Origin of the sequence: Escherichia sp. MOD1-EC6300 (assembly GCF_002965045.1) — a bacterium.
GTDB classification, from domain to species: domain Bacteria; phylum Pseudomonadota; class Gammaproteobacteria; order Enterobacterales; family Enterobacteriaceae; genus Escherichia; species Escherichia coli_F.
Genome location: NZ_PTRH01000001.1, coordinates 193,837 through 215,593, shown reverse-complemented (window position 1 = coordinate 215,593; position 21,757 = coordinate 193,837). Strand labels below are relative to the sequence as shown.

At 53.1% G+C, this 21,757-nt stretch carries 18 protein-coding genes and 1 tRNA gene; 16 read left to right on the top strand and 3 right to left on the bottom strand.

Annotation, left to right across the window (positions count from 1 at the left end; genetic code table 11):
* The first annotated feature begins 123 nt into the window (after positions 1-123).
* The 14 genes from sslE (at position 124) to yghD (ending at position 16,739) form a co-directional block, all read left to right on the top strand.
* Positions 124-4,686: a lipoprotein metalloprotease SslE gene (gene sslE / locus BGE37_RS01055; protein ID WP_105287679.1), complete on the top strand. Its 4,563-nt coding sequence runs from the start codon at positions 124-126 to the stop codon at positions 4,684-4,686.
* A 296-nt stretch (positions 4,687-4,982) separates the two neighbouring features.
* On the top strand, positions 4,983-5,792 hold the full coding sequence (gene pppA / locus BGE37_RS01040) for a prepilin peptidase PppA (protein ID WP_105287678.1): 810 nt from the start codon (positions 4,983-4,985) through the stop codon (positions 5,790-5,792).
* A 65-nt stretch (positions 5,793-5,857) separates the two neighbouring features.
* Complete coding sequence (gene gspS2 / locus BGE37_RS01035) at positions 5,858-6,268, top strand: type II secretion system pilot lipoprotein GspS-beta (RefSeq protein ID WP_001309757.1); 411 nt, start codon at positions 5,858-5,860, stop codon at positions 6,266-6,268.
* Positions 6,269-6,283: 15 nt separating this feature from the next.
* The gene (gene gspC / locus BGE37_RS01030; RefSeq protein ID WP_105287677.1) at positions 6,284-7,237 is read left to right on the top strand and encodes a type II secretion system protein GspC; all 954 of its coding nucleotides are present in this window, start codon (positions 6,284-6,286) and stop codon (positions 7,235-7,237) included.
* Positions 7,238-7,266: 29 nt separating this feature from the next.
* A complete protein-coding gene (gene gspD, locus BGE37_RS01025) occupies positions 7,267-9,327 on the top strand; it encodes a type II secretion system secretin GspD (RefSeq protein WP_000498829.1) in 2,061 nt (686 codons plus the stop codon).
* Positions 9,327-10,820 (top strand): type II secretion system ATPase GspE, encoded by a 1,494-nt coding sequence (gene gspE, locus BGE37_RS01020; protein WP_105287676.1) that lies wholly within the window; start codon positions 9,327-9,329, stop codon positions 10,818-10,820. The genes gspD and gspE overlap by 1 nt, the downstream gene beginning before the upstream one ends.
* Positions 10,820-12,043 (top strand): type II secretion system inner membrane protein GspF, encoded by a 1,224-nt coding sequence (gspF, locus tag BGE37_RS01015; RefSeq protein ID WP_105287675.1) that lies wholly within the window; start codon positions 10,820-10,822, stop codon positions 12,041-12,043. Before gspE ends, gspF begins: the two co-directional genes overlap by 1 nt.
* A gap of 16 nt (positions 12,044-12,059) precedes the next feature.
* Positions 12,060-12,515 (top strand): type II secretion system major pseudopilin GspG, encoded by a 456-nt coding sequence (gspG, locus tag BGE37_RS01010; protein WP_001087303.1) that lies wholly within the window; start codon positions 12,060-12,062, stop codon positions 12,513-12,515.
* A 3-nt stretch (positions 12,516-12,518) separates the two neighbouring features.
* A complete protein-coding gene (gene gspH, locus BGE37_RS01005; RefSeq protein ID WP_105287674.1) occupies positions 12,519-13,082 on the top strand; it encodes a type II secretion system minor pseudopilin GspH in 564 nt (187 codons plus the stop codon).
* A complete protein-coding gene (gene gspI / locus BGE37_RS01000) occupies positions 13,079-13,450 on the top strand; it encodes a type II secretion system minor pseudopilin GspI (protein WP_105287673.1) in 372 nt (123 codons plus the stop codon). The genes gspH and gspI overlap by 4 nt, the downstream gene beginning before the upstream one ends.
* Complete coding sequence (gene gspJ, locus BGE37_RS00995) at positions 13,447-14,052, top strand: type II secretion system minor pseudopilin GspJ (RefSeq protein ID WP_105287672.1); 606 nt, start codon at positions 13,447-13,449, stop codon at positions 14,050-14,052. Before gspI ends, gspJ begins: the two co-directional genes overlap by 4 nt.
* Complete coding sequence (gspK, locus tag BGE37_RS00990; protein WP_105287671.1) at positions 14,049-15,026, top strand: type II secretion system minor pseudopilin GspK; 978 nt, start codon at positions 14,049-14,051, stop codon at positions 15,024-15,026. The genes gspJ and gspK overlap by 4 nt, the downstream gene beginning before the upstream one ends.
* A complete protein-coding gene (gspL, locus tag BGE37_RS00985) occupies positions 15,023-16,201 on the top strand; it encodes a type II secretion system protein GspL (RefSeq protein WP_105287670.1) in 1,179 nt (392 codons plus the stop codon). The genes gspK and gspL overlap by 4 nt, the downstream gene beginning before the upstream one ends.
* A gap of 1 nt (position 16,202) precedes the next feature.
* Positions 16,203-16,739, top strand: a complete 537-nt coding sequence (gene yghD, locus BGE37_RS00980) for a GspM family type II secretion system protein YghD (RefSeq protein ID WP_105287669.1) — start codon at positions 16,203-16,205, stop codon at positions 16,737-16,739.
* Positions 16,740-16,886: 147 nt separating this feature from the next.
* Here the strand turns inward: yghD and BGE37_RS00975 are convergent.
* Both BGE37_RS00975 and BGE37_RS00970 read right to left on the bottom strand, forming a co-directional pair.
* Positions 16,887-16,962: transfer RNA gene (locus tag BGE37_RS00975), tRNA-Phe, on the bottom strand.
* A gap of 105 nt (positions 16,963-17,067) precedes the next feature.
* On the bottom strand, positions 17,068-17,775 hold the full coding sequence (locus tag BGE37_RS00970; RefSeq protein ID WP_105276729.1) for a DUF554 domain-containing protein: 708 nt from the start codon (positions 17,773-17,775) through the stop codon (positions 17,068-17,070).
* Between the two features lie 152 nt (positions 17,776-17,927).
* Here BGE37_RS00970 and BGE37_RS25510 point away from each other — a divergent pair, with 152 nt between their 5' ends.
* Both BGE37_RS25510 and speC read left to right on the top strand, forming a co-directional pair.
* Positions 17,928-18,005 carry a hypothetical protein gene (locus BGE37_RS25510; protein WP_212734103.1) on the top strand — a complete coding sequence of 26 codons (78 nt, stop codon included), beginning with the start codon at positions 17,928-17,930 and terminating at the stop codon, positions 18,003-18,005.
* 162 nt (positions 18,006-18,167) lie between these two features.
* Positions 18,168-20,303, top strand: a complete 2,136-nt coding sequence (gene speC / locus BGE37_RS00960) for an ornithine decarboxylase (RefSeq protein WP_105278315.1) — start codon at positions 18,168-18,170, stop codon at positions 20,301-20,303.
* 48 nt (positions 20,304-20,351) lie between these two features.
* Here the strand turns inward: speC and nupG are convergent, their stop codons facing one another.
* Positions 20,352-21,608 carry a nucleoside permease NupG gene (gene nupG, locus BGE37_RS00955; RefSeq protein ID WP_001360964.1) on the bottom strand — a complete coding sequence of 419 codons (1,257 nt, stop codon included), beginning with the start codon at positions 21,606-21,608 and terminating at the stop codon, positions 20,352-20,354.
* Between the last annotated feature and the right edge of the window lie 149 nt (positions 21,609-21,757).

Here is a 21,757-nt window from a genome sequence, read left to right as displayed (position 1 = left end):
ACCTGTTTTTCTATAAATGATGCCGTTTTCTTAAGAATGGAGGAAGTTATTAGAGAAAATAAAGCATAAAACTATTTTCCCAGTTACAAATTCTTTAATTTTATTTTGTCACTTGCGTTATTAATGAATAAGAAATTTAAATATAAAAAATCGCTTTTAGCGGCTATTTTAAGCGCAACCTTATTAACCGGTTGTGATGGCGGTGGTTCAGGATCGTCCTCCGATACGCCGTCTGTAGATTCTGGAGCAGGGACTTTGCCGGAAGTGAAACCCGATCCAATACCAACCCCGGAACCGACACCTGAGCCGACGCCGGACCCAGAACCTACGCCGGAACCGACACCCGATCCAGAGCCGACACCAGAACCGGAGCCAGAACCTGTTCCTACGAAAACGGGGTATCTGACCCTGGGCGGAAGCCAGCGGGTAACTGGTGCTACCTGTAATGGTGAATCCAGCGACGGCTTTACCTTTACGCCAGGCAATACCGTGAGTTGTGTGGTGGGCAGTACGACCATTGCAACATTCAACACCCAGTCAGAGACTGCGCGTAGCCTGCGTGCGGTTGACAAAGTGTCGTTTAGCCTTGAGGACGCGCAGGAGCTGGCGGATTCTGCAAATAAGAAAACCAACGCCATCTCTCTGGTGACGTCCAGCGACAGTTGCCCCGCAGATGCAGAACAGCTTTGTCTTACTTTCTCGTCAGTGGTTGATCGCGCGCGTTTTGAAAAACTGTATAAGCAAATTGATCTGGCAACAAACGATTTCAGCAAGCTGGTCAATGAAGAGGTGGAAAACAATGCTGCGACTGATAAAGCGCCGTCCACCCATACCTCAACGGTAGTGCCAGTCACGACAGAGGGAACAAAACCGGATCTGAACGCGTCCTTCGTGTCGGCTAACGCGGAACAGTTTTATCAGTATCAACCCACTGAAATCATTCTTTCCGAAGGCCGACTGGTGGATAGCATGGGCAATGGTGTGGTTGGCGTAAATTACTACACCAGCTCAGGCCGTGGCGTAACTGGCGAAAACGGCAAATTCAACTTCAGCTGGGGCGAAACCATCTCCTTTGGTATCGATACCTTTGAACTGGGCTCAGTACGCGGCAATAAGTCGACTATTGCGCTGACTGAATTGGGTGATGAAGTTCACGGCGCGAATGTTGATCAGCTTATCCATCGTTACTCCCAGGCCGGAAAAAATGATGAGCGTGAAGTGCCGGACGTAGTGCGCAAGGTCTTTGCCGAGTATCCCAACGTAATCAACGAGATTATCAATCTCTCGTTATCCAATGGCGAGGCGTTGAGCGAAGGCGATCAAACCTTTGAGCGGACAAACGAATTTCTTGAGCAGTTTGAATCCGGGCAGGCTAAAGAGATTGATACGGCGATTTGTGACTCCCTTGGGGGCTGCAACTCTCAGCGTTGGTTCTCGTTGACAGCACGCAATGTTAACGAAGGTCAGATTCAGGGCGTTATCAACAAGCTGTGGGGTGTGGATAAAGATTACAAATCAGTGACGAAATTCCACGTCTTCCATGACTCTACCAACTTCTATGGCAGTACCGGTAATGCGCGCGGTCAGGCAGTGGTGAATATCTCCAACGCGGCCTTCCCGATTCTGATGGCGCGTAATGATAAAAACTACTGGCTGGCCTTCGGCGAAAAACGCGCCTGGGATAAAAACGAGCTGGCGTACATTACGGAAGCGCCTTCTCTCGTTGAGCCGGAAAACGTTACGCGCGATACCGCCACCTTTAACCTGCCGTTTATTTCGCTGGGGCAAGTCGGTGAGGGCAAACTGATGGTTATCGGTAACCCGCACTACAACAGCATTTTGCGTTGTCCGAACGGTTACAGCTGGGAAGGCGGTGTTGATAAAAACGGTCAGTGTACGCGTAACAGTGATTCTAATGATATGAAGCACTTTATGCAGAACGTGTTGCGCTATCTGTCCGACGATAAATGGACGCCGGACGCGAAAGCCAGCATGACCGTAGGTACCAACCTGGATACTGTCTATTTCAAACGTCATGGTCAGGTTACAGGAAACAGCGCTGAGTTCGGCTTTCATCCGGATTTTGCGGGTATCTCTGTTGAGCATTTAAGTAGCTATGGCGATCTCGACCCGCAGGAAATGCCGCTGCTGATCCTCAACGGCTTTGAGTATGTGACTCAGGTTGGTAACGATCCTTATGCAATCCCGCTGCGAGCAGATACCAGCAAACCGAAGCTGACTCAGCAGGATGTGACCGATCTGATCGCCTATCTGAACAAAGGTGGATCGGTGCTGATCATGGAAAACGTGATGAGCAATCTTAAGGAAGAGAGCGCATCTGGCTTTGTACGTCTGCTTGATGCCGCAGGTCTGTCGATGGCACTGAACAAGTCGGTAGTAAATAACGATCCGCAAGGGTATCCGAACCGCGTTCGTCAGCAGCGCGCAACGGGCATTTGGGTCTATGAACGTTATCCTGCCGTAGATGGTGCGCTGCCGTACACCATCGATAGTAAGACAGGGGACGTTAAGTGGAAATATCAGGTAGAAAACAAACCTGATGACAAACCGAAGCTGGAAGTTGCCAGCTGGCTGGAAGATGTAGATGGCAAACAGGAAACGCGTTATGCCTTTATTGATGAGGCCGATCATAAAACAGAGGATTCTCTGAAGGCTGCGAAGGCAAAAATCTTTGAGAAGTTTCCTGGATTAAAGGAGTGTAAGGACCCAACTTACCACTACGAGGTCAACTGTCTGGAATATCGTCCTGGCACGGGGGTTCCGGTTACTGGTGGCATGTATGTTCCACAGTATACGCAACTAAGCCTTAACGCCGACACGGCAAAAGCGATGGTGCAGGCTGCGGATTTAGGCACCAACATTCAGCGTCTGTATCAGCATGAGCTCTACTTCCGGACCAATGGTCGCAAAGGTGAGCGTCTGAGCAGCGTCGATCTGGAACGTCTGTACCAGAACATGTCGGTCTGGCTGTGGAATAAAATTGAATATCGCTATGAAAACGACAAGGATGACGAGCTGGGCTTTAAAACGTTCACCGAGTTCCTGAACTGCTACGCCAACGATGCCTATACTGGCGGCACGCAGTGTTCTGATGAGCTGAAAAAATCGCTGGTCGATAACAACATGATCTACGGCGAGAAGAGCGTTAATAAAGCGGGCATGATGAACCCGAGCTATCCACTCAACTATATGGAAAAACCGCTGACGCGCCTGATGCTGGGCCGTTCCTGGTGGGATCTGAACATTAAGGTTGATGTGGAGAAGTATCCGGGAGCGGTATCTGTAGGGGGAGAAGAGGTTACTGAAACCATCAGCCTGTACTCGAATCCGACCAAATGGTTTGCAGGTAACATGCAGTCAACTGGCCTGTGGGCACCGGCTCAGAAAGAGGTCACCATTAAGTCCAATGCGAACGTTCCTGTGACCGTCACCGTGGCGCTGGCTGACGACCTGACCGGACGTGAGAAGCATGAAGTTGCGCTGAACCGTCCGCCAAGAGTGACTAAAACGTACTCTCTGGACGCTAGCGGTACGGTGAAGTTCAAGGTGCCTTACGGTGGCCTGATTTATATCAAGGGCAACAGCCCACAGAATGAGTCAGCCGAATTCACCTTTACTGGTGTGGTGAAAGCGCCGTTCTATAAAGATGGTGCATGGAAAAACGCTCTGAACTCCCCTGCGCCGTTGGGCGAGCTGGAGTCAGACGCTTTCGTCTACACCACGCCGAAGAAGAACCTTGAGGCCAGCAATTTCACTGGTGGCGTAGCAGAATTCGCTAAAGATCTGGATACCTTTGCCAGCTCGATGAATGACTTCTACGGTCGTAATGATGAAGACGGTAAGCACCGGATGTTTACCTATAAAAACTTGACGGGCCACAAGCATCGTTTCACCAACGATGTGCAGATCTCCATTGGTGACGCGCACTCTGGTTATCCGGTGATGAACAGCAGCTTCTCGCCGAACAGCACCACGCTGCCGACGACGCCGCTGAACGACTGGCTGATCTGGCATGAAGTAGGGCATAACGCCGCAGAAACGCCGCTGACTGTTCCAGGCGCGACCGAAGTGGCGAACAACGTGCTGGCGCTGTACATGCAGGATCGCTATCTCGGCAAGATGAACCGTGTTGCTGACGATATTACCGTTGCGCCGGAATATCTGGAGGAGAGCAACGGTCAGGCATGGGCGCGCGGCGGTGCGGGTGATCGTCTGCTGATGTACGCGCAGCTGAAGGAATGGGCTGAGAAAAACTTTGATATCACTAAGTGGTATCCAGAAGGTAACCTGCCTAAGTTCTACAGCGATCGTGAAGGGATGAAGGGCTGGAACCTGTTCCAGTTGATGCATCGTAAAGCGCGCGGTGATGAGGTTGGCGACAAAACCTTTGGCGGCAAGAATTACTGTGCTGAATCCAACGGTAACGCAGCGGACACGCTGATGCTGTGTGCCTCCTGGGTCGCCCAGACGGATCTTTCCGCATTCTTTAAGAAATGGAATCCGGGCGCGAATGCTTACCAGCTGCCGGGGGCGAGCGAGATGAACTTCGAGGGCGGTGTGAGCCCGTCGGCTTACGAGACGCTCGCGGCGCTTGGTCTGCCGAAACCGCAGCAAGGGCCGGAAACCATTAATCAGGTTACCGAGCATAAGATGTCAGCCGAGTAAGCCCGTAGGCCGGATAAGGCGCTTGCGCCGCATCCGGCATGAAATAAGGCGCACCGGGTCAACACATTTGCCCGATGCGCCAGCTTATCGGGCCTACAGACAGGGAAAGCCGTGATTATTTTCGCTGGCAGACACCCGTAGGCCGGATAAGGCGCTCGCGCCGCATCCGGCATGAAATAAGGCGCATTGGGTTAACACATTTGCCCGATGCGCAAGCTTATCGGGCCTGGAGGAAAGCCGTATGGCATACACCTGCAGGCCCGCATCCGGCAAGTTACAACAAATAACCTTTAACCATGCTTTTTGATGTTTTTCAGCAATACCCTGCGGCGATGCCCATACTGGCAACCGTCGGAGGATTGATCATCGGCAGTTTTTTGAATGTGGTGATTTGGCGTTATCCCATCATGATTCGCCAACAAATGGCGGAGTTTCACGGTGAAATGCCGAGTGCGCAGTCAAAAATAAGCCTGGCGCTGCCGCGTTCGCACTGTCCGCATTGTCAGCAGACCATCCGCGTTCGTGACAATATTCCGCTGCTCTCCTGGTTGATGCTCAAAGGGCGCTGCCGTGATTGTCAGGCGAAAATCAGCAAGCGTTATCCGCTGGTCGAGTTATTGACAGCACTCGCTTTTTTGCTGGCGAGTCTGGTCTGGCCGGAAAGTGGATGGGGGCTGGCGGTGATGATATTATCCGCCTGGCTTATTGCCGCGAGCATCATCGACCTTGATAACCAATGGCTGCCCGATGTTTTTACTCAGGGCGTATTGTGGACAGGACTGATTGCGGCATGGACGCAACAGAGTCCGTTAACGCTACAAGACTCAGTTACCGGCGTCCTGGTGGGATTTATCACTTTTTACTCCCTGCGCTGGATAGCCGGAATAGTTCTGCGTAAAGAAGCATTAGGCATGGGCGATGTATTACTCTTTGCCGCGTTAGGTGGCTGGGTGGGCGCGTTGTCGCTGCCCAATGTGGCTTTAATCGCCTCATGCTGCGGCCTGATATATGCCGTTATTACAAAAAGAGGATCAACCACACTGCCTTTTGGACCGTGTTTAAGTCTGGGCGGTATAGCAACACTTTATCTACAGGCATTGTTTTAATGATAACCCCGTCATTATCAAAGTGACATTTTAACTCTTATTAATAACCTTAGAGATTATTTACCATGTCGATAAAACAGATGCCAGGGAGGGTATTAATATCGCTATTGTTGAGCGTTACAGGATTATTAAGTGGCTGTGCCAGCCATAATGAAAATGCCAGTTTACTGGCGAAAAAACAGGCGCAAAATATCAGCCAAAACCTGCCGATTAAATCTGCGGGTTATACCTTAGTGCTGGCGCAAAGCAGCGGCACGACGGTAAAAATGACCATCATCAGCGAAGCGGGTGCTCAGACCACGCAGACGCCTGACGCCTTTTTAACCAGCTACCAACGACAAATGTGTGCAGACCCAACGGTGAAATTAATGATCACCGAGGGAATTAATTACAGCATAACGATTAATGATACACGTACAGGTAACCAGTATCAGCGGAAACTGGATCGCACTACTTGTGGAATAGTCAAAGCATAACGTCGGGTATATAAATTGGCGCGGGTTGTTTTTCGTGACGCACGAATTTATCTCATTCAATGGCTGACTAAAATTCGTCACACTCTTAACCAGAGACAATCTCTTAATACAAACAAAGAGCATCTTCGCAAAATTGTATGCGCGATGTTCTGGCTGATGCTGCTTATTATTTCTGCAAAAATGGCATATTCACTCTGGCGCTATTTCTCCTTTTCTACGGAATATACGGCGGTTTCTCAATCGGTGAATAAACCGCCCCGTGCGGATGTAAAAACGTTCGATAAAAAAGATGTGCAATTAATCAGCCAGCAAAACTGGTTTGGTAAATATCAGCGCGTCGCCACACCGGTAAAGCAACCTGAACCTGTAGCAGAAACGCGTCTTAATGTGGTGCTGCGCGGGATCGCCTTTGGTGCCAGACCCGGCGCGGTTATTGAAGAAGGTGGCAAACAGCAGGTCTATTTGCAGGGTGAACGGCTTGGCTCTCACAACGCGGTGATTGAGGAAATCAATCGCGACCATGTGATGCTGCGCTATCAGGGAAAAATGGAGCGGCTCAGTCTGGCTGAAGAGGCACGTTCCACCGTAGCCGTGACCAACAAAAAAGCCGCCAGTGACGAAGCAAAGCAAGCTGTTGCTGAACCTGCTGTCAGTGCGCCAGTTGAGATTCCGACTGCCGTGCGTCAGGCACTGGCGAAAGATCCGCAGAAAATTTTTAACTATATCCAGCTTACGCCTGTGCGTAAGGAGGGGATTGTCGGTTATGCAGTGAAGCCGGGGGCAGATCGTTCTCTGTTCGATGCCAGCGGTTTTAAGGAAGGCGATATCGCCATTGCGCTCAATCAGCAGGATTTCACTGATCAACGAGCAATGATTGCTCTGATGCGGCAGTTACCTTCAATGGATTCCATTCAACTTACGGTTTTACGCAAGGGTGCGCGCCACGACATTTCCATCGCGCTGCGCTAACCGCATTTAATCCAGGAGAATCATTCATCGTGTTTTGGCGTGATATTACGTTGTCGGTCTGGCGTAAGAAGACAACTGGCCTCAAAACAAAAAAGCGTTTACTGCCGCTGGTGTTGGCAGCGGCATTATGCAGTTCACCGGTCTGGGCGGAAGAAGCCACTTTCACCGCTAATTTTAAAGATACCGACCTGAAATCGTTCATCGAAACCGTCGGCGCTAACCTTAATAAAACCATCATTATGGGGCCGGGCGTTCAGGGGAAAGTGAGTATTCGCACTATGACTCCGCTCAATGAACGCCAGTATTACCAGTTATTCCTTAACCTGCTGGAAGCACAGGGGTATGCGGTCGTACCGATGGAAAACGACGTTCTGAAGGTGGTGAAATCCAGCGCCGCGAAAGTCGAGCCGCTGCCGCTGGTCGGTGAAGGCAGCGACAACTACGCGGGCGATGAAATGGTCACCAAAGTAGTGCCGGTACGTAATGTTTCGGTACGCGAGCTGGCGCCGATCCTGCGCCAGATGATCGATAGCGCAGGCTCAGGCAACGTTGTTAATTACGATCCCTCCAACGTAATTATGCTTACCGGACGCGCCTCCGTCGTGGAGCGCCTGACGGAAGTGATCCAGCGCGTGGATCATGCGGGAAACCGCACCGAAGAGGTGATCCCGCTGGATAACGCCTCGGCCTCGGAAATTGCCCGCGTGCTGGAAAGCCTGACTAAAAACAGCGGCGAGAACCAGCCTGCAACGCTGAAATCACAGATTGTCGCCGACGAACGCACCAACAGTGTGATTGTCAGTGGTGACCCGGCCACGCGGGACAAAATGCGCCGCCTGATCCGTCGTCTGGACTCAGAAATGGAGCGCAGCGGCAACAGCCAGGTGTTCTATCTCAAATACAGCAAAGCCGAAGATCTGGTCGATGTGTTGAAACAGGTCAGCGGCACGCTCACAGCGGCTAAAGAAGAGGCGGAAGGCACGGTTGGTAGCGGGCGTGAGGTTGTCTCCATCGCCGCCAGCAAACACAGTAATGCCCTGATTGTCACCGCGCCGCAGGACATCATGCAGTCGCTGCAAAGCGTGATTGAACAACTGGATATTCGCCGTGCTCAGGTGCACGTCGAGGCGTTGATCGTGGAAGTTGCCGAAGGTAGCAATATCAATTTCGGCGTGCAGTGGGCGTCGAAAGATGCCGGATTAATGCAGTTTGCTAACGGTACGCAGATCCCTATCGGTACGCTGGGCGCAGCCATTTCTCAGGCGAAACCGCAGAAAGGCTCCACGGTGATCAGCGAAAACGGTGCCACCACCATTAACCCGGATACTAACGGCGATCTCTCCACGCTCGCCCAGCTTCTTTCTGGCTTTAGCGGTACGGCGGTTGGCGTGGTGAAAGGCGACTGGATGGCGCTGGTACAGGCGGTTAAAAACGACTCCAGCTCGAACGTGCTCTCCACGCCGAGCATCACCACGCTGGACAACCAGGAAGCCTTCTTCATGGTGGGCCAGGACGTTCCGGTATTAACTGGATCTACCGTTGGCTCCAATAACAGCAATCCTTTCAACACGGTAGAGAGGAAAAAAGTCGGCATCATGCTGAAAGTCACGCCGCAGATTAACGAAGGTAACGCGGTACAGATGGTGATTGAGCAGGAAGTGTCGAAGGTGGAAGGACAGACCAGCCTCGACGTGGTGTTTGGTGAGCGCAAACTGAAAACCACCGTGCTGGCTAACGATGGTGAGCTAATTGTGCTTGGCGGTCTGATGGACGACCAGGCGGGAGAAAGCGTGGCGAAAGTGCCGCTGCTTGGCGATATCCCATTGATTGGTAACCTGTTTAAATCGACGGCGGATAAAAAAGAAAAACGTAACCTGATGGTGTTTATCCGTCCGACCATTCTGCGTGACGGTATGGCGGCAGACGGCGTGTCGCAGCGCAAATATAACTACATGCGCGCTGAGCAGATCTATCGCGATGAGCAAGGCTTAAGCCTGATGCCGCACACCGCGCAGCCGGTACTGCCAGCGCAAAATCAGGCCTTACCGCCGGAAGTTCGCGCGTTCCTTAATGCCGGGAGAACGCGTTAATGGTGCCTGTAGCACAGGAAACCACCGCTAACACCGTGCGTCTGCCCTACAGTTTCAGCCGTCGGTTTAGCCTGGTGGCATGGTGCGAAGCGTCGCTGGAGATCCTCCACGTTCATCCGTTGTCGCTCTCTGTTTTGCAGGAGCTGCAGCGGGGGCTGAACGCGTCTTTTACGCTGAGGCAAATCGACGAGGCCGAATTTGAACAGCGGCTGAATGCGGTCTGGCAGCGGGACTCTTCCGAAGCTCGCCAGCTGATGGAAGATCTCGGTTCCGCCGAGGACTTTTTTACCCTCGCTGAAGAACTGCCGGAAACGGAAGATCTGCTGGAAAGTGACGACGATGCGCCAATCATCAAACTGATCAACGCCATGTTGGCAGAGGCGATTAAAGAAGGCGCTTCGGATATCCACATCGAGACATTTGAAAAGAGTCTGGTGATCCGTTTTCGTGTTGACGGCACATTACATGAAATGCTGCGCCCGGGGCGCAAACTGGCCTCGCTGCTGGTATCACGTATTAAGGTGATGGCGCGGCTGGATATCGCCGAAAAGCGCGTACCGCAGGATGGCCGTATTGCGCTGCTGCTGGGTGGTCGGGCGATTGACGTGCGTGTCTCCACTATGCCTTCCGCCTGGGGCGAGCGCGTGGTGCTGCGACTGCTGGACAAAAACCAGGCCCGCCTGACGCTGGAGCGTCTGGGGTTGAGCCATGAACTGACCGCGCAGTTGCGCCAGCTACTGCACAAACCGCACGGCATCTTTCTGGTGACGGGGCCGACAGGTTCCGGCAAAAGCACCACGCTGTACGCCGGATTGCAGGAGCTGAACAACCACTCGCGCAACATTCTCACGGTTGAAGACCCCATCGAATACATGATTGAAGGGATCGGTCAGACACAGGTTAACACCCGCGTCGGCATGACCTTCGCCCGTGGCCTGCGCGCGATTTTGCGTCAGGACCCGGATGTGGTGATGGTCGGTGAAATCCGCGATACCGAAACCGCAGAAATCGCCGTCCAGGCGTCATTGACCGGACACCTGGTACTTTCCACGCTGCATACCAACACGGCGGTGGGGGCGATCACGCGTTTGCAGGATATGGGCGTTGAGCCTTTCCTGCTCTCTTCCAGCCTGACGGGCGTGATGGCGCAGCGACTTGTTCGCACACTGTGCACCGACTGCCGCCAGCCCGCGCCTGTCACTGATGAAGAAAAACGCCTGCTGGGGATTACCGACGTGCGTACCGTCACGCTGTACCATCCGCAGGGCTGCTCCGCCTGTAATCACAAAGGTTTTCGCGGGCGTACTGCCATCCATGAGCTGATCGTGGTAGACGCCACATTGCGTGATTTGATCCACCGTCAGGCCGGGGAACTGGAGCTGGAACGTTATGTCCGGCAACACTCTGCGGGTATCCGCAGCAACGGCATTGAGAAAGTGCTTGCCGGAGAAACCTCTCTCGATGAAGTGCTGCGGGTAACGATGGAGGCGTAATGGCACTGTTTTACTATCAGGCGTTACAGCGTAATGGTCGCAAAACCAAAGGCATGATTGAGGCGGATTCCGCGCGTCATGCCCGTCAATTGTTACGCGGTAAAGACCTCATTCCCGTGCACATTGAAGCCCGGATGAATGCATCGGCAGGGGGAATGTTGCAGCGTCGGCGGCACGCACATCGTCGCGTGGCGGCGGCAGATCTGGCGCTGTTCACTCGCCAACTGGCAACGCTGGTGCAGGCAGCAATGCCGCTGGAAACCTGCTTACAGGCGGTCAGTGAGCAAAGTGAAAAACTGCATGTAAAAAGCCTCGGAATGGCGCTACGCAGCCGGATTCAGGAAGGTTACACCCTGTCGGACAGCCTGCGCGAACATCCCCGCGTCTTTGACTCCCTGTTTTGTTCGATGGTGGCTGCCGGAGAAAAATCCGGGCATCTCGACGTGGTACTCAATCGCCTGGCGGATTACACCGAACAGCGACAGCGCCTGAAATCACGCCTGCTGCAGGCCATGCTCTATCCGCTGGTACTGCTGGTGGTGGCAACGGGCGTGGTCACTATTTTGCTGACTGCGGTGGTGCCGAAAATTATCGAACAGTTTGATCATCTCGGACACGCGCTGCCTGCCTCCACCCGCGCTCTTATCGCCATGAGCGACGCGTTGCAGACCAGCGGCGTTTACTGGCTGGCGGGTCTTCTGGGATTTCTGGTGCTGGTACAACGGCTACTCAAAAATCCTGCTATGCGCCTGCGCTGGGATAAAACCTTGCTGCGCCTGCCCGTGACGGGGCGTGTTGCGCGCGGGCTGAATACGGCGCGTTTTTCCCGCACGTTAAGCATCCTCACCGCCAGCAGTGTTCCGCTACTGGAAGGCATTCAGACCGCTGCCGCCGTGTCGGCAAATCGCTATGTCGAACAACAACTGCTGCTGGCGGCAGATCGCGTCCGCGAAGGGAGCAGCCTGCGCGCTGCGTTGGCGGAATTGCGCCTGTTCCCACCGATGATGCTGTACATGATCGCCTCCGGCGAACAGAGCGGCGAACTGGAAACCATGCTTGAACAGGCCGCAGTCAACCAGGAACGGGAATTTGATACCCAGGTGGGGCTGGCGTTGGGGCTGTTTGAGCCTGCTCTGGTGGTGATGATGGCGGGTGTGGTGCTGTTTATCGTCATCGCCATCCTCGAGCCGATGCTGCAACTGAACAATATGGTTGGAATGTAATTTACGGAGTTATCACATGAATTCGTTATCCCGCACACAAAGACCACGGGCAGGTTTTACCCTGCTGGAAGTGATGGTGGTGATTGTTATTCTTGGCGTCCTGGCAAGTCTGGTGGTGCCTAATCTTTTGGGCAACAAAGAGAAAGCCGATCGGCAAAAAGCCATCAGCGATATCGTGGCGCTGGAGAACGCGCTGGATATGTATCGACTGGATAACGGGCGTTATCCGACCACCGAACAGGGGCTTGAGGCGCTGATCCAGCAACCGGCCAATATGGCGGACTCCCGCAACTACCGTCCTGGTGGATACATCAAACGGCTGCCAAAGGATCCGTGGGGCAATGATTATCAGTATCTCAGCCCGGGTGAAAAAGGACTGTTTGATGTTTACACCTTAGGGGCGGATGGTCAGGAAAACGGGGAAGGTGCTGGCGCAGATATCGGTAACTGGAATTTGCAGGAGTTTCAGTAATCAGTGCCCAAACGCGGATTCACACTTCTGGAAATCATGCTGGTGATTTTCCTTATCGGCCTTGCCAGTGCGGGCGTGGTACAGACTTTTGCGAGCCGTTCTGAATCGCCCGCGAAAAAAGCGGCGCAGGATTTTCTGACTCGCTTTGCGCAGTTTAAGGACAGGGCAGTGATCGAAGGGCAAACACTCGGTGTGCTAATCGACCCGCCTGGTTATCAGTTTATGCGGCGTCGTCACGGGCAGTGGTTGCCCGTTTCCGCGACCCGCTTATCGGCACAGGTTACGGTGGCGAAACAGGTGCAAATGCTGCTACAACCCGGCAGTGATATCTGGCAGAAGGAATATGCGCTGGAGCTGCAACGCCGTCGCCTGACGCTGCACGATATTGAACTGGAGCTGCAAAAAGAGGCGAAAAAGAAGACGCCGCAGATCCGTTTTTCGCCTTTTGAACCCGCCGCGCCGTTTACGCTGCGCTTCTACTCGGCGGCGCAAAACGCGTGTTGGGCGGTAAAGCTGGCGCACGATGGCGCGTTATCCCTCAATCAATGTGATGAGAGGATGCCATGAAGCGCGGATTTACCTTGCTGGAAGTGATGCTCGCGCTGGCGATTTTTGCGCTGGCTGCCACGGCGGTGTTACAGATTGCCAGCGGTGCGCTGAGTAATCAGCAAATCCTTGAGGAAAAAACGGTAGCGGGCTGGGTAGCTGAAAACCAGACCGCACTGCTCTACCTGATGACCCGCGAACAACGGGCGCTCAGGCACCAGGGCGAGAGCGATATGGCAGGAAGCCGCTGGTTCTGGCGAACCACACCGCTGAGTACAGGCAACGCGCTGCTCCAGGCGGTGGATATTGAAGTCAGCCGTCACGAAGATTTTTCGTCGGTGATTCAGTCACGACGCGCCTGGTTTAGCGCCGTGGGAGGCCAGCAATGAAAAAGATTAGCGCAGGTTTCACATTACTGGAAATGCTGGTGGCAATTGCCATTTTTGCCTCACTGGCACTGATGGCACAGCAGGTGACAAACGGCGTCACACGCGTGAATAGCTCCGTCGCCGGATACGATCAAAAACTGAACCTCATGCAGCAAACGATGAGTTTTCTGACCCACGATCTGACACAAATGATGCCGCGTCCGGTAAGAGGCGATCAGGGCCAGCGTGAACCAGCGTTACTGGCGGGCGCTGGCGTGCTGGCGTCTGAGAGTGAAGGGATGCGCTTTGTGCGTGGCGGTGTGGTTAATCCATTGATGCGTCTGCCGCGCAGTAATCTGCTCACCGTCGGTTACCGCATTCATGACGGTTATCTCGAACGGTTAGCCTGGCCGCTGACCGATGCCGCAGGCAGCGTGAAGCCAACAACGCAAAAGTTGATTCCGGCGGATTCACTTCGTTTGCAGTTTTACGACGGCACTCGCTGGCAGGAAACCTGGTCATCAGTGCAGGCGATCCCTGTGGCAGTGCGCATGACTCTGCATTCGCCGCAATGGGGCGAGATTGAACGCATCTGGTTGTTACGCGGGCCGCAATTATCATGATCACCTCACCACCAAAACGCGGAATGGCACTGGTCGTAGTGCTGGTATTGCTGGCGGTCATGATGCTGGTAACCATCACGCTTTCCGGGCGGATGCAGCAACAACTTGGGCGAACGCGCAGCCAGCAGGAGTACCAGCAGGCGCTGTGGTATAGCGCCAGTGCAGAAAGCCTCGCGCTGAGCGCACTCAGTCTGAGCCTGAAAAATGAAAAGCGCGTGCATCTGGCGCAGCCGTGGGCTTCCGGCCCTCGTTTGTTGCCACTGCCGCAGGGGCAAATTGCCGTCACTCTGCGTGACGCTCAGGCCTGCTTTAACCTGAATGCCCTTGCTCAACCAACAACGGCGTCGCGTCCGCTCGCGGTACAACAACTGATTGCCCTGATCTCGCGCCTGGATGTGCCTGCTTATCGGGCCGAACTGATAGCCGAAAGCCTGTGGGAATTTATTGACGAAGACCGCAGCGTGCAGACGCGTCTGGGCCGTGAAGACAGCGAGTATCTCGCCCGTTCGGTACCGTTCTACGCCGCCAATCAACCGCTGACCGATATCAGCGAAATGCGCGTGGTACAGGGAATGGACGCCGGCCTTTATCAAAAACTCAAACCGCTGGTCTGTGCGCTGCCGATGACCCACCAGCAAATCAACATCAACACCCTGGACGTCACGCAAAGTGTGATTCTTGAGGCGCTGTTTGACCCGTGGTTAAGCCCTGTTCAGGCGCGGGCGTTATTACAACAACGTCCGGCGAAGGGCTGGGAAGATGTCGATCAGTTTCTTGCACAGCCGCTACTTGCTGACGTCGATGAACGTACTAAAAAACAGCTAAAAACCGTCCTGAGCGTGGACAGCAATTACTTCTGGCTGCGTTCAGATATCACCGTGAATGAGATTGAACTGACGATGAATTCGTTAATTGTCCGCATGGGCCCACAACACTTTTCTGTTCTCAGGCATCAGACAGGAGAAAGTGAGTGAGTTCCATGCTTGAGATTTTTTTCCCGCTTTGCGCCGCTGATTCCATCCGTTGGCAGCGTCGTACCGCCGACGTGGAGTGCGGCATCTGGCCTGACGTTGCTGACGAACGTCTCCAGCAATGGCTGCAAACTGATGCGATTCGACTCTACATTCCCGGCGAATGGATCAGCGTCTGGCAGGTTGAACTGCCTGATGTCCCCCGCAAGCAGATACCAACTATTCTGCCCGCCTTACTGGAAGAAGAGCTGAACCAGGATATCGACGAACTGCATTTTGCCGCGTTGAAAATCGACCAGCAACAGGCAACCGTGGCAGTGATTCACCAGCAGCATATGCGCAACATTGCGCAGTGGTTGCAGACAAACGGCATTACCCGCGCCACCGTTGCACCGGACTGGATGTCCATTCCTTGTGGCTATATGGCTGGCGATGCGCAACGGGTTATCTGCCGCATCAATGAGTGCCGGGGATGGAGCGCCGGGCGGGCGCTGACTCCGGTCATGTTCCGCGCACAGTGCAATGAGCAGGATTTACCGCTTTCGCTAACCGTGGTCGGCATTGCTCCGGAAGAACTGTCTGCATGGGCTGGTGCGGACGCCGAACGCCTGACCGTTACGGCTCTGCCCGCCATTACCATTTATGGCGAACCGGAAGGGAATCTGCTAACAGGGCCGTGGCAGCCTCGGGTCAGCTACCGAAAACAGTGGGCGCGCTGGCGGGTGATGATTCTGCCGATATTGCTGATTCTGGTTGCGCTGGCAGTGGAACGGGGCGTGACGTTATGGAGCATCAGCGAACAGGTGGCGCAAAGCCGCACCCAGGCGGAAAAAAAGTTCTTAACACTGTTCCCGGAGCAGAAGCGGATTGTGAATTTGCGTTCCCAGGTGACGATGGCGCTGAAAAAATATCGCCCGCAGGCCGATGATACCCGGCTGCTCGCCGAGTTGTCAGCGATAGCCAGCACCCTGAAATCAGCATCACTTTCCGACATCGAAATGCGTGGTTTCACCTTTGATCAAAAACGCCAGACGCTCCACCTTCAGTTGCGGGCCGCGAACTTTGCCAGTTTCGACAAACTGCGTAGCGCACTGGCGGCAGATTATGTTGTGCAACAGGACGCGTTACAGAAAGAGGGTGATGCGGTTTCCGGCGGCGTAACGTTGCGGAGGAAATAACATGTTACGCGATAAATTTATTCACTATTTTCAGCAATGGCGTGAACGCCAGTTAAGCCGTGGCGAACACTGGCTGGCACAACACCTAGCGGGGCGTTCTCCGCGCGAAAAGGGCATGTTACTGGCTGCGGTAGTGTTCCTGTTTAGTGCCGGATATTACGTCCTCATCTGGCAACCGCTGAGCGAACGGATTGAGCAACAGGAGACGATGTTGCAGCAACTGGAGGCAATGAACACCCGACTGAAGCGCGCCGCGCCGGATATTATTGCAGCGCGAAACTCCGCCACAACAACGCCTGCGCAGGTATCGCGGGTCATCAGTGATAGTGCTTCCGCGCACTCGGTGGTCATCAAACGGATAGCCGAGCGTGGGGAGAATATTCAAGTCTGGATAGAACCTGTGGTGTTTAATGACCTGCTGAATTGGTTAAACGCGCTGGATGAAAAGTATGCGCTGCGGGTGACACAAATTGATGTCAGCGCTGGTGAGAAGACTGGGATGGTGAATGTGCAGCGGCTGGAGTTTGGACGGGGATAAAGTATCAGGAGATTAATATCAATAAAATTACTCTCGTTAACGTGGCGAGAGTAATTCCCCCAGCCCTTATAAGCTAAGTTTTTTCGTGAAGGTTATTGTCAGATCCAAAAGCAAAAACCCGCCTTGTGGGCGGGTTCTTTAGAATAGTGGTGCCCGGACTCGGAATCGAACCAAGGACACGGGGATTTTCAATCCCCTGCTCTACCGACTGAGCTATCCGGGCAACGGGGCGCATTAAACCTGATTCGCCTCGTCTCGTCAATCAAATTTCTTCAATTTACTGCAGACTGCACAATCTATCATCACTTTGCCGCTATTGCACGCATTGTCAGGCAAACCAGGCGGTCCAGGCGGCGGAAAGCGGCATTGCCAGAAGCAATGCTGGAAGCATGTTGACCACCGGGAACATTTTAATGCCACAAATGCGTAATCCGGTTGCCAGCAGCAATAAACCGCCTACAGCGCTGAAGTCTGCCATCATCGACGGTGTGGTCAGCGGTAATATCAGCGCGGCAGCCCACGCCAGCGTTAACTGGATGATCAGTAATGGGATACTAATTACCGACACCGCAATACCCAACGAGCAGGCGAAGATCATCGCCGTAAAGAAATCGAGAAATGACTTGGCGATTAAAATACTCGGATCGCCGGTCATCCCTTCGTTCATCGCCCCGAAGATCCCGGTGCCGCTGGCGCAAAACAGGACAATAATCGCGACATAATTCTGAATAAAAGATTCATGCGCTGGCTTCTTACGTGAGTGGCGAAACAGATTTTGCGCTTTGGCGACCACTGTATTGACGCCTTTTTCCAGCAGACAAATTTCGCCAATTAGAGCGCCAAGTAGCGTAGCTAAAACCATCGCTGGAAGGTTGGCGCATTTCACCACCAGTAAAATACCAATCCCCAGCGATGCCAGACCAAAAATAGATGTCATGGAAACGCGGATACGTTCCGGTAAACGTTGGCTGAGCAGAGCGCCGATAACGCCACCCAGTAAGACTGCACTCGCGTTGATAAAAGGGCCGATGACCACAAGAGTTCCTGTTAACTGTATTGTTTGATTTTCTTATTATGAACTTTTTGCCTTGTTGATGGCTTGTTTGGTCGCAAAGTCCTGGCTTGCACGCTTTAGCGAAAGGTGCCATGATTGCGCGAATTTTCTCCTCTCTGTACGGAGTTTGCCCGATGCACGCCACCTCCTTACATTCTCTCGCTTATCGCCGTTTCGCGCGAAACTCCTCCCTTTTTCTGCTCATGCGGTGAAGTTAACGCACGCTCACTGCAGGACAACAGTAAAATCAGAGCGTTTCTGCTTTTACTGATGTCTGGCGGTCGGAGCTGGTGACCAGTTTGACCCATATCTCGTGGGGCAGGGTTTTTCACCTTGTCCGGTATTCTTACTTCCCCGAAACGGGTTTTGCGCTTATGAAATCAATGAATATTGCCGCCAGTAGTGAACTGGTATCCCGACTTTCTACTCATCGCCGCGTGGTGGCGTTGGGAGATACTGATTTTACGGACGTCGCGGCAGTCGTCATTACCGCTGCGGATAGTCGCAGTGGCATTCTTACGTTGCTTAAGCGCACCGGTTTTCATCTACCGGTGTTTTTGTATTCCGAACATGCTGTTGAATTACCTGCGGGCGTTACGGCGGTAATCAACGGCAACGAGCAGCAGTGGCTGGAGCTGGAATCCGCAGCCTGTCAGTATGAAGAGAATTTGCTGCCACCGTTTTATGACACGCTGACGCAGTACGTTGAGATGGGCAATAGCACCTTTGCTTGCCCTGGGCATCAACATGGTGCTTTCTTTAAAAAGCATCCTGCCGGACGCCATTTTTACGATTTCTTTGGCGAGAACATCTTTCGCGCCGATATGTGTAACGCTGACGTAAAATTGGGCGATCTGCTTATTCATGAAGGATCGGCGAAAGATGCGCAGAAATTCGCAGCCAAAGTCTTTCATGCCGATAAAACCTATTTTGTACTGAACGGCACATCGGCAGCGAATAAAGTGGTGACGAATGCGCTATTAACGCGTGGCGATCTGGTGCTCTTCGACCGTAACAACCATAAGTCGAATCATCATGGCGCGTTGATTCAGGCGGGGGCGACGCCGGTCTATCTGGAAGCTTCACGCAACCCGTTTGGTTTCATTGGTGGTATTGATGCGCACTGCTTTAATGAAGAGTATCTGCGCCAGCAAATTCGCGACGTTGCGCCAGAAAAAGCCGACCTGCCGCGTCCGTTTCGTCTGGCGATTATTCAGCTGGGAACCTATGACGGCACTGTCTATAACGCCCGACAGGTGGTCGATACCATTGGGCATCTGTGTGATTACATTCTGTTTGATTCCGCGTGGGTCGGTTACGAACAGTTTATCCCGATGATGGCAGATAGCTCGCCGCTGCTGTTAGAGCTTAACGAAAACGATCCGGGGATCTTTGTGACGCAGTCGGTGCATAAACAGCAGGCGGGCTTCTCGCAGACATCGCAGATCCATAAAAAAGATAACCATATTCGCGGGCAGGCGCGTTTTTGCCCGCATAAGCGGTTAAATAATGCCTTTATGCTCCATGCTTCTACCAGCCCGTTCTATCCGCTGTTTGCCGCGCTGGACGTTAACGCCAAAATTCATGAAGGGGAGAGTGGGCGTCGGCTGTGGGCGGAGTGCGTTGCGTTGGGGATTGAAGCCCGGAAGGCGATTCTTGCGCGCTGTAAGCTGTTCCGCCCGTTTATTCCACCCGTTGTTGATGGCAAATTGTGGCAGGATTATCCGACGTCAGTGTTAGCCAGCGACCGTCGTTTTTTCAGTTTTGAGCCGGGGGCGAAGTGGCACGGCTTTGAAGGATATGCCGCGGAGCAGTATTTTGTCGATCCGTGTAAGCTGTTACTGACCACACCAGGTATTGATGCTGAAACCGGTGAATATAGCGACTTTGGCGTTCCGGCGACGATTCTGGCGCATTATCTGCGTGAGAACGGTATTGTGCCGGAGAAGTGCGATCTCAACTCCATTCTGTTCTTATTAACGCCGGCGGAAAGCCACGAGAAGCTGGCACAACTGGTGGCGATGCTGGCGCAGTTTGAACAGCATATTGAGGATGACTCACCGCTGGCTGAGGTGTTGCCGAGCGTTTATAACAAATATCCGGTGCGCTATCGCGACTACACTTTGCGCCAGTTGTGTCAGGAGATGCACGATCTGTATGTCAGTTTCGACGTTAAAGATCTCCAAAAAGCGATGTTCCGCCAGCAGAGTTTCCCGTCAGTGGTGATGAACCCCCAGGACGCGCATAGCGCTTATATTCGCGGTGAAGTGGAGTTGGTGCGGATTCGTGATGCCGAAGGGCGAATTGCGGCAGAAGGGGCGTTGCCTTATCCACCAGGCGTGCTTTGCGTGGTACCCGGGGAGGTCTGGGGCGGGGCGGTCCAGCGTTATTTCCTTGCGCTGGAAGAAGGGGTGAATTTGCTGCCAGGTTTTTCACCGGAGCTGCAAGGTGTCTATAGCGAAACCGATGCGGATGGTATGAAACGGTTGTACGGGTATGTGTTGAAGTAAGAATAAAAAAACGGGTCACCTTCTGGCGACCCGTTTTTCTTTGCGTAATTAGTGGCTAACCGTCTGTGTGCCTGTCGGGACACGAACGTGTTTATATTTGAACATCGCCATGAACGCGAAGGCCAGAACCACGGAGTAACCTGCGAAAATCAGCCATACGGTCTGCCAGTCGGTAATGCCGTTTTGGGTGTACATCTCAACCACTTTACCGCTCACGATGCCGCCGAGGATACAGCCGAAGCCGTTAGTCATCATCAGGAACATCCCCTGCGCACTGGCGCGAATTGCCGGGCTAACTTCTTTTTCGACAAACACCGAACCAGAGATGTTGAAGAAGTCGAATGCGCAACCGTAAACGATCATCGACAGTACCAGCAGCACGGTACCGAACGGAGTCGGGTCGCCGTAAGCAAACAGCGCAAAACGCAGGATCCACGCCACGATACTGATCATCATTACGTTCTTAATACCGTAGCGGCTTAAGAAGAACGGGATGGTCAGAATGAACAGGGTTTCAGAGATCTGCGAAATCGACATGATGATTGACGCATGCTGCACGATGAAGCTGCTGGCAAACATCGGATCTTTGTCGAAGCTGTGCAGGAAGGTGTTACCGAACATGTTGGTAATCTGCAGTTCCGCGCCCAGCAGCATTGAGAAGATGAAGAAGATTGCCATACGCTTGTTTTTAAACAGCGCGAATGCATCGAGGCCCAGCAGGGTTGTCCAGCTCTGATTCGCTTGTTGTTTAGCAACCGGAATATGCGGCAGAGTCAGGGTAAACAGAACCAGAACGGCGGAAAGAGCTGCGCCAATATACAGCTGCATGTGGCTTAATTCGAAGCCAGACAGGCTCACCACCCACATTGCCATGATAAAGCCGATGGTGCCCCAGATACGGATTGGCGGGAAGTCAGTAACGATATCCATCCCGGCATTTTGCAGGCGATAGTATGAGATGGTGTTGATTAACCCAAGCGTTGGCATATAAGCAAACGAGTTAATCAATATCACAAGGAACATCGCCTCCGGCGTCGTGACCTGTGCTGCCATGAACAGCGTGATAGCGCCAATGGTGTGGCAAATGGCATATACCCATTTCGCACTTAACCATTTGTCGGCCACAATCCCCAGCAGCGCAGGCATAAAGACCGCGGCGATACCCAGTGAGCTATAAACTGCGCCAATAGAAGCACCGTCAAACTTCAGGGTAACAAACATATAGGAACCGAGGGTCGTCAGCCAACTTCCCCACAGACAGAACTGCAGAAAAGAGAGGATTTTCAGCTGCAGCTTAAGATTCATGTTAATTTCCTCACATCGTGATGCGGATGAGTGTTTGAAAAAGCACATTTGACCGTGCGAGATGATGCGATTCTATCAACTTCGCAGACTGGTTTTTTGTTACCTGTGGCAAATAATTGCAAACATTCCCAATTTGCAAAACGAAATTG